The 10,281-nt window shown below is 77.1% G+C and carries 2 protein-coding genes; both read left to right on the plus strand.

All coding sequences use genetic code 11. The annotated features are described in order from the left end of the window. Positions 1-109: 109 nt before the first annotated feature. The gene (locus ACZ4W9_RS20445; protein ID WP_467937682.1) at positions 110-5,521 is read left to right on the plus strand and encodes a type I polyketide synthase; all 5,412 of its coding nucleotides are present in this window, start codon (positions 110-112) and stop codon (positions 5,519-5,521) included. Then, positions 5,521-10,269, plus strand: coding sequence for a type I polyketide synthase (locus ACZ4W9_RS20450; protein ID WP_467937684.1), 4,749 nt, complete (start codon positions 5,521-5,523; stop codon positions 10,267-10,269). The genes ACZ4W9_RS20445 and ACZ4W9_RS20450 overlap by 1 nt, the downstream gene beginning before the upstream one ends. Positions 10,270-10,281: the final 12 nt, after the last annotated feature.

The following is a 10,281-nucleotide window of genomic DNA, read 5'->3' on the forward strand; positions in this document are numbered from 1 at the left end:
CGCCCCCTGCCTAGCCTCCCACCAGCGGAGGGGAAGCGGACCGGCGACCGTCCGGAGGCGATCCGCACGGCCCAGGCCCTCACTTCGATCCCGATCGGATGGCGCGCTGGTGAACAACGAAGAGCAACTGCTCGACTATCTCAGGCGGACGACGGCGGACCTGCGGGAGGCGCGGCGGCGGTTGCGCGAGAACGAGCGACGCGCCCACGGCCCGGTCGCCGTCATCGGCATCGGCTGCCGCTACCCGGGCGGCGTCACCACCCCCGAGGACCTGTGGGACCTCGTCGCGACCGGCACCGACGCGGTGACGGACTTCCCCGCCGACCGCGGCTGGGACGTGGACGCCCTGTACGACCCCGACCCGGCACGGCCCGGCAAGACCTACGCCCGCACCGGCGGCTTCCTGCACGACGCCGCCGACTTCGACCCCGGCTTCTTCGGCATCAGCCCCCGCGAGGCCCTCGCCATGGACCCGCAGCAGCGGCTGCTGCTGGAGACCTCCCACGAGGCCTTCGAGCGGGCCGGCATCGTCCCCGCCGCCCTGCGCGGCAGCCGCACCGGCGTGTTCGCCGGCGTCATGTACAACGACTACGCCACCCGCCTCGGCTCCGTGCCCGACGACCTCGGCGGCTACCTGGCCAACGGCAGCGCCGCCAGCATCGCCTCCGGCCGCGTCGCCTACACCTTCGGGCTCGAAGGGCCCGTCGTCACCGTCGACACCGCCTGCTCCTCCTCCCTGGTCGCCCTGCACTGGGCGGTACGGGCGCTGCAGTCCGACGAGTGCTCGCTGGCACTGGCCGGCGGGGTCACCGTGATGTCCACCCCGGAGACCTTCGTCGACTTCAGCCGGCAGCGCGGGCTCGCCCCGGACGGCCGCTGCAAGGCGTTCGCCGCCGCGGCCGACGGCACCGGCTGGGGCGAGGGCGCGGGCATGCTGCTGCTGGAGCGGCTCGCCGACGCCCGCCGCAACGGCCACCCGGTGCTCGCCGTGATCCGGGGCAGCGCGGTCAACTCCGACGGCGCCAGCAGCCGGCTGACCGCGCCCAACGGCCCCTCCCAGCAGCGGGTCATCCGGCAGGCCCTGGCCGGTGCCGGGCTCGCCCCCGCCGACGTCGACGTGGTCGAGGCACACGGCACCGGCACCTCCCTCGGCGACCCCATCGAGGCGCAGGCGCTGCTCGCCGCCTACGGCCAGGACCGGGCCGAGCCGCTGCTGCTGGGCTCGGTCAAGTCCAACCTCGGACACACCCAGGCCGCCGCGGGCGTCGCGGGCGTCATCAAGATGGTGCTGGCCATGCGGCACGGCGAGGTCCCGCCCACCCTCCACGTCGACGCGCCCACCGACCAGGTCGACTGGAGCGCGGGAGCCGTCGAACTGGCCCTGGAACGGCGCCCGTGGCCCGACACCGGACGGCCCCGCCGCGCCGCCGTCTCCTCCTTCGGCATCAGCGGCACCAACGCCCACGTCGTCCTGGAACAGGCGCCCGCCGACCCCGGACCGGACGAGGACACACCCGGCTCGCCCGCCCGGGAGGACGGCTGCGTCCCCTGGATCGTCTCCGCCCGCACCCCCGGAGCCCTCACCGCGCAGATCACCCGGCTGCGCGAGCACCTCGACACCCACCCCGGCGCCCGACCGGCCGACCTCGCGCTGTCGCTCGCCACCACCCGCGCCCGCCACGAGCACCAGGCCGTCGCCGTCGGACGGGACACCGCGGAACTGCTCGCCGCGCTCGGCACCGCCACCCCGCTCACCCGGACCGGCGGCAGGACCGCGTTCCTGTTCACCGGGCAGGGAGCCCAGCGCACCGGCATGGGCCGCGCCCTGCACCGGGCCTTCCCGGTGTACGCCGACGCCTTCGACGCGGTGTGCGCCCTCGCCGACCCGGACCTGGAACGGCCGCTCGCCGAGGTGATCGACGGCGACGCCGCCCTGCTCACCCGCACCGACTACGCGCAGCTCGCCCTCTTCACCACCGAGGTGGCCCTCTACCGGCTCCTGGAGTCCTGGGGCGTCACCCCCGACTACGTGGCCGGCCACTCCGTCGGCGAGATCGCCGCCGCCCACGCCGCCGGGGTGCTGTCCCTGCCCGACGCCGTGAAGCTCGTCCTGGCCCGCGGCACCCTGATGGCGGCCCTGCCCGAGGGCGGCGCCATGGCCGCGCTGCGCGCCACCGAGGAGGAGATCACCCCCCACCTGGACGCACGGGTCGGCCTCGCCGCCGTCAACGGCCCGCGCTCGGTGGTGATCTCCGGCGCCGAGGACGCCGTCGCCGCCCTCGCCGCCCGCTTCGGCACCGGAAAGCGGCTCACCGTCTCGCACGCCTTCCACTCGCCGCTGATGGAACCGATGCTCGCCGGCTTCGCCGAGGCCGCCGCCGCGTGCGCCTACGCCGCGCCCCGCATCCCCCTCGTGTCCACGCTCACCGGCGCCCTCGCCGACCCCGCGCACCTGACCACCCCCGGCTACTGGGTGGACCACGTCCGGCACACCGTCCGCTTCGCCCCGGCCGTGACCACCCTGCGCGAACTGGGTGTCCGGGCGTTCCTCGAAGTCGGCCCGGACGCCGCCCTGACCGCGCTCGCCGCCGACTGCGTGCCCGCGGACAGCGTGACCGTCGCCGCACTGCGCCGGGCCGGCGACGAGGAACGCGACCTGGTCACGGCCGTGGCCCGGCTGCACGCGGCCGGCACCGACGTCGACTGGGCGGCCTTCTTCGCCCCGCACCACGCCCGGCCCGCCGCCCTGCCCACCTACGCCTTCCAGCGCGAACGCCTCTGGCTGGACGCCGGCACCGGCGGCGGCGGCGACGCCGGCGGCCTGGGCCAGCGCGCCACCGGCCACCCCCTGCTCAGCGCCGCGACCGACCTGCCCGACACCCAGGGAGCGGTCCTCACCGGCCGGCTCTCCCGCGCCACCCACCCGTGGCTCGCCGACCACGCCGTGCACGGCACCGTACTGCTGCCCGGCACCGCCTTTGTGGAAATGGCCCTCCAGGCCGCGCGGCACACCGGCTGCGACAGCGTCGGCGAACTCACCCTGCACGCCCCGCTGATCCTGCCCGAGCACGGCGCCCTCGCCGTCCAGGCCGCCGTCGGCGCCGACCGGGACGGACAGCGCGAGCTGACCATCTGGTCGCGCCGCGCCGACACCCCCGACGCGCCCTGGACCCGGCACGCCGCGGGCGTCCTCACCCAGCCGGCCGCCCAGGGCACGGACCCGGCCGGGCTGACCGACTGGCCGCCGCGGGACGCCGAACCCGTCGGCCTGGACGGCCTCTACCCCGCGCTCGCCCGCACCGGCTACGGCTACGGCGAGGTCTTCCAGGGCCTGCGCGCCATGTGGCGGCGCGGCGACGAACTGTTCGCCGAGGCGGCCCTGCCCGACGGTGCCCGCGCCACCGCCGCCGCGTACGGCGTGCACCCGGCGCTGCTGGACGCCGCCCTGCACGTCAACCTGCTGGACCTGCCCGGCGGCCAGGCGGTCCTGCCGTTCGCCTGGGACGGCGTCACCCTGCACGCGGCGGGCACCGACACCCTGCGCCTGCGCCTCGCGCCGTCCGGCCCCGACACCGTTGCCCTCACCCTGGCCGACGCCACCGGCACGCCCGTCGCCACCGTCCGCGGCCTGGTGGCCCGCCCCGTCTCGGCCGAGCAGCTCGCCGCGGACGGCGACGACCCGCTGTACCGGGTGGACCTCGTCCCGGCGCCCGCCGCGGCGGCCGGGGCCCCGCCCGCGCCGGCCGTGTGCGGCCTCGGCGGCAGCGGCCCCGAGGACACCGGCCTCGACGCCCCCCACCACCCGGACCTCGACGCCCTCACCGCCGCAGGCCCCGTGCCCGACCTGGTCGTCCTGGCCGTACCGCCCGTCCCCGACGCCGTATCCGACCTGCCCGCCCTGGTGCGCGCACGGGTGCACGCGGTCCTGGACGTGCTGCGCGCCTGGCCCGCCGACGAGCGGTACGCCGGGCGGCGGCTCGCCGTGCTGCTGCGCGCCGGCGACCTCGCCCACGCGGCCCTGTCCGGACTGGTCCGCGCGGCCCAGGCCGAGCACCCCGGGCGGTTCCTGCTGGTCGACAGCGACGGCAGCGCCGGCCCCCAAGCGGCCCTCGCCACCGCGCTCGCCGCCGGGGAACCGGAGGTCGCGGTGCGGGACGGCGAGGTACGGCTGCCCCGGCTGGCCCGCGCCAAGCCCGGCGGCCCGCCCGTCTGGGACCCGGACGGCACCGTCCTGATCACCGGCGGCACCGGCGGCCTCGGCGCCCTGATCGCCCGCCACCTGGTCACCGCGCACGGCGTACGGCACCTGCTGCTGGCCGGCCGGCGCGGCCCGGACGCCCCCGGGGCCACCGCACTCGCCGACGCCCTGCGCGAGTCGGGCGCCGAGGTGACCGTCGCCCGGTGCGACGCCGCCGACCGGGACCAGCTCGCCGCGCTGCTGGCCGGACACGACGTACGGGCCGTGGTGCACGCCGCCGGCGTCGTCGACAACGGCGTACTGGCCGGCCTGGACGCGGACCGGGTGGACCGGGTGCTGCGGCCCAAGGTGGACGCCGCCTGGAACCTGCACGAACTGACCCGCGGCAGGGACCTGTCGGCGTTCGTGCTGCTGTCCTCCACCGCCGGTCTGCTGGTCGGCGGCGGCCAGGCCAACTACGCCGCCGCCAACACCTTCCTCGACGGCCTCGCCGCCCACCGCCGCTCGCTCGGCCTGCCCGCCGTCTCCCTCGCCTACGGCCTGTGGTCCGGCACCGACGGCATGGGCTCCGGCATCGACGCCGCCGATCTGGAACGGCTGCGCCGGCTCGGCCTGCCGCCGCTGACCCCCGCACAGGGGCTGCGCGCCCTGGACGCGGGCCCCGGCGGCGAGGACGCCGTCCTGGTGCCCGTCCGCCTGGACACCGCCGCGGTGCGCGCCCGGACCGACGGCGTACCCGCGCTGCTGCGCGGCCTGGTCCGGCCCGCCAGGCGCCCCGGCGCCGAACCCGGCACGCCGGCCGGCGGCTGGCGCGAGCGGCTGGCACCGCTGGCCGACGCCGACCGCGACCGCGCCCTGCTGGAGCTGGTCCGCACCCATGTCGCCGCCGTGCTCGGGCACCCCTCGCCCGAGGCGGTGGAGGCGGAGCGCGCCTTCCAGGAGATGGGCTTCGACTCGCTCGCCGCCGTGGAACTGCGCAACCTCCTCGCGGGCGCCACCGGCCTGACCCTGCCCGCCACCCTCGTCTTCGACCAGCCCACCCCGACCACCCTCGCCGCCCACCTCAAGACCGCGCTGGTGCCCGGACCCGCCGACCGGGCCCGGTCGGCGCTGGCCGAGCTGGACCGCCTCGAGGCCGCGCTGCACGCCCTGCCCGACGAGGACGGCAGCCACGCCCGCGTCACCGCCCGCCTCGAAGCGCTGCTGCGCGACTGGCAGGACACCCACGGACGGCACCCCGCGCCCGCGGCGCCCGAGGACTTCGGCGACGCCAGCGACGACGAACTCTTCGCCAGGATCGACAACGAACTGGGAGCCCTGTGATGGAAGACTCGGCCACGGCCGGCAAGCTCCGCGACTACCTCAAGCGGGCCACGACCGAGCTGGAGCGCAGCCGCCGCCGCGTGCGGGAGCTGGAGGACCGCGAGCGCGAGCCCGTCGCCATCATCGGCATGGGCTGCCGCTACCCGGGCGGTGTGCGCACCCCCGAGGATCTGTGGCGGATCGTCGACGAGGGCATCGACGTCGTCACCGAGTTCCCCGCCGACCGCGGCTGGGACACCGAGGCGATCTACGACCCCGAGCCCGGCGCCCCCGGCAAGACCTACGTCCGCCACGGCGGCTTCCTGCACGACGCCGCCGAGTGCGACCCCGCCTTCTTCGGCATCAGCCCCAAGGACGCCCCCGGCACCGACCCGCAGCAGCGGCTGCTGCTGGAGGTCACCTGGGAGGCCTTCGAACGGGCCGGCATCGACCCCACCACCGTCAAGGGCACCCCGACCGGTGTCTTCGTCGGCCTGATGCACCACGACTACATCGGCGGCACCATCTCCGGCAGCATCGTCTCCGGCCGCATCGCCTACACCCTCGGCCTGGAGGGTCCCGCGGTCACCATGGACACCGCCTGCTCCTCCTCCCTGGTGGCCCTGCACCAGGCGATCCAGTCGCTGCGCAAGGGCGAGTGCTCCCTGGCGCTGGCGGGCGGCGCCGCCGTCATGGCCAGCCCCGAGATGTTCATCGAGTTCAGCGAGCGCCGCGCGCTGTCCCCCGACGGCCGCTGCCACTCCTTCTCCGACGACGCCGCCGGCGCCGCCTGGGCCGAGGGCGCCGGCATGCTGCTGGTGGAGCGGCTGTCCGACGCGCTGCGCAACGGCCACGAGGTGCTGGCCGTCGTGCGCGGCTCGGCCGTCAACCAGGACGGCGCCTCCAACGGCCTGACCGCGCCCAGCGGCCCGGCCCAGATCCGCGTCATCCGGCAGGCCCTCGCCGACGCCCGGCTCGCCCCGCACCACATCGACGCGGTCGAGGCGCACGGCACCGGCACCACCCTCGGCGACCCCATCGAGGCCCAGGCCGTCATCGCCGCCTACGGCCAGGACCGGCCGGAGAACCGGCCGGTGTGGCTCGGCTCCCTCAAGTCCAACATGGGCCATCCGCAGGCCGCGGCCGGGGTCGGCGCCATCATCAAGATGGTCATGGCGATGCGCCACGGCACCCTGCCCCGCACCCTGCACGTCGAGCGGCCCTCCACCGCCGTCGACTGGAGTGCCGGAGACGTCCGGCTGCTCACCGAGCCCCGCCGCTGGGACACCCCCGACGGCCGCCCGCGCCGCGCCGGCGTGTCCTCCTTCGGGATCTCCGGCACCAACGCCCACACCATCCTGGAGGAGGCGCCCCCCGCCGCGACGGACCAGGCCGCCCCCGAGCGGGCCGCGCTGCCCGTCATCCCCTGGGTGCTGTCCGGCAAGGGCCCCGACGCCGTCCGCCGGCAGGCCGAGCGGCTGCTCGCCGCGGCCGGCGGCCTCGACCCCTACGACGTCGGGTACTCGCTGGCCACCACCCGGACCGTGTTCCCCCACCGGGCCGCCGTGACCGGCCGGGACCGGGACGAACTGCTGGCCGGCCTGCGCGCCGTCGCCGACGGCGGCCGGCCCGCCGAGGCGGCCCCCGAGCCCGGGCGCCTCGCCGTGCTGTTCTCCGGGCAGGGCTCCCAGCGGCCCGGCATGGGCCGCGCCCTGTACGCCGCGTTCCCGGTGTTCGCCGCCGCCCTCGACGAGCTCTGCGCCGCGTTCGACACCCACCTGGACCGGCCGCTGCGCGAGGTGATGTGGGACGAGGACACCGACCCCGCCCCCCTGCACCGGACGGTCTACACCCAGGCTGCCCTGTTCGCCTTCGAAACCGCCCTGTACCGGCTGCTGGAGCACTGGGGCATCCGCCCGGACCTGCTCGCCGGGCACTCCGTCGGCGAGGTCGTCGCCGCGCACGTCGCCGGCGTCCTGGACCTGAAGGACGCCGTCGCCCTGGTCGCCGCCCGCGGCCGGCTCATGCAGGACCTGCCCGCCGGCGGCGCGATGGTGTCCCTGCTCGCCACCGAGGCCGAGGTCACCGCGCTGCTCACCGACGGCGTCGACATCGCCGCCGTCAACGGCCCGCGCGCCGTGGTGGTCTCCGGCGACGAGGACGCCGTGCTCGCCGTCGCCGCCCGGGTGGAGAAGTCCACCCGGCTGAAGGTCTCGCACGCCTTCCACTCCCACCGCATGGAACCCATGCTGGAGGCGTTCGGCGAGGTGCTGGCGCAGCTGACCTTCCGCGAGCCCGCCGTGCCCGTCGTCTCCAACGTCACCGGCCGCCTGGCCGACCGGCTCACCTCGCCCGAGTACTGGGTCCGGCACGTCCGGGAGGCCGTCCGCTTCCACGACGGGGTCACCACCCTGGCCGCCGAGGGCGCCACCCGCTTCCTGGAGGTCGGCCCCGACGCGGTGCTCAGCAACCTGGCCCAGGACGCGGTGCCGGTCGTCATCGGCACCCAGCGCCGCGACCGCGACGAGGACGCCGCCCTCCTCGACGCCGTCTGCCGGCTGCACCTGACCGGCACCGGCCCCGACTGGACGGCGGTGTTCGCCGGGGGCCGCAAGGTCACCCTGCCCACCTACCCCTTCCGCCGCGACCGGCACTGGGAGGACGCCCCCATCCTGCAGGCCGAGCGGTCGGCGACGGCCCGCGCGGGCGACGCCGCCGACCCGTTCTGGGACCTCGTCCGCGACCGGGACGTCACCGCCGTGGCCGCCACCCTCGGCGTCGCCGACCAGGGTTCCGTCGCCGCCGTCGTACCGGCCCTGGCCGCCTGGCACGAGCGGCGGCAGACCGACGCGGCGGCCGACGGCTGGCGCTACCGCGTCGCCTGGGAGCCGCTGGCCCCCGCCGCCACCCCGGCGCGCGGCCGGCACTGGCTCGCCGTCGTCCCCGCCGCCGACGACCCCTGGACCACCGCCGTCCTGACCGGGCTCGCCGGACAGGGCCTCACCCTCGACACCCGCACCGTGCCCGTGATGGCCGGCCGCGCCGAACTCGCCGCGCTGCTCGCCGGAGGGGACGGCGTCGACGGGGTGCTGTCCCTGCTGGCGCCCGCCACCGCACCGGCCGTCACCGCCGCCCTCGTCCAGGCCCTCGGCGACGCGCGGGTCACCGCCCCGCTGTGGTGCGTCACCCGCGACGCCGTCGCCCACGGCCCGGCCGACGCCGTCACCGGCCTCGACCAGGCCCCCGTGTGGGGCCTCGGCCGGGTCGCCGCCCTGGAACACCCCGAGCGCTGGGGCGGACTGGCCGACCTGCCCGCCGAACCCGGCCCGCAGACCCTCGCCCGGCTGGCCGCCCTGCTCCGCGACGGCGGTGACGAGGACCAGGTCGTCCTGCGCGAGACCGGCGCCTACGGCCGGCGCCTGGAGCCCGCCCCCGCCCGGGCCGGCGCGCCCTTCAAGCCCTCCGGCACCGTGCTGGTCACCGGCGCCACCGGCGCCGTCGGCCAGGCCGTCGCCCGCTGGCTCGCCGCCGAGGGCGCCGACCACCTGCTGCTGACCTCCCGCCGGGGCCCCGACGCGCCCGGCGCCGCCGACCTGGTCCGCGAACTCACCGACGCCGGCACCCGGGTCACGCTCACCGCCTGCGATGTCGCCGACCGCCGGGCTCTCGCCGCCCTGCTGGACTCCGTACCGGCCGAACACCCCCTCACCGCCGTGCTGCACCTGGCCGGCGTCCTCGACGACGGCGTCCTGGACGCCCTCACCCCCGAACGGTTCGGCCGCGTCCTCGCCGCCAAGGCCGACGCCGCCCGCCACCTGCACGAACTCACCGCGGACCGGGACCTGTCGGCATTCGTGCTGTTCTCCTCCCTGACCGCCACCGTCGGCGGCGCCGGCCAGGCCAACTACGCCGCCGCCAACGCCTACCTCGACGCCCTCGCCGTACACCGCCGCTCCCTCGGGCTGCCCGCCACCTCGGTCGCCTGGGGACCCTGGGGCGGCGACGGCATGGCCGCCCACGGCACCGTGCGCTCCGCCGCCCGCGCCATGGGCATGTCCCTCCTCGACCCGGACCGCGCCCTCACCGCGCTGCACCGCGCGCTGGCCGGCGGGGACACCGCCGTCACCGTCGCCGACGTCGACTGGACGGTGTTCGCGCCCGCCTTCACCGCGACCCGGCCGAGCCCCCTGCTGTCCACGCTGCCCGGGGCCCGCCCCGGCACCGGCGGACCCGAACAGGCGGGCGCCGCCGACGGCTTCGCCGAGCGGCTCGCCGGCCTCACCGGCGGCGAACGCGACCGCGCCCTGCGGGAGCTGGTGTGCGGCCAGGCCGCCGCCGTCCTCGGCTACGGCGACGCCGACGCGGTCGAGCCGACCACCGCCTTCCGCGACCTCGGCTTCGACTCCCTCACCTCCGTCGACCTGCGCAACCGGATCAGCGCCGCCGCCGGGGTGCCGCTGCCGGCCACGCTCATCTTCGACTACGCCACGCCCGCCGCCCTCGCCCAGCACCTGGGCACCGAACTCGCGGGCTCGGCCACCTCCTCCGTGGACTCGGTCCTCGCCGACCTCGACCGGATCGCCGCCCGGCTCGGCGGCCTGAGCGCCGAGGACATCGAAGAGGGCGGGATCACCGGCCGCCTGAGGTCGCTGCTCGGCGACCTGGACACGGCCCTCGGCCGGGAGGAGGCCGGCGTCGCCGGACGGCTGGAGGACGCCACCGCCGACGACGTCTTCGCCTTCATCGACAACGAACTCGGCTCGGCCTGAGGCGACCCTCCC

The sequence above is a fragment of the Streptomyces sp. NPDC029296 genome (assembly GCF_055569255.1).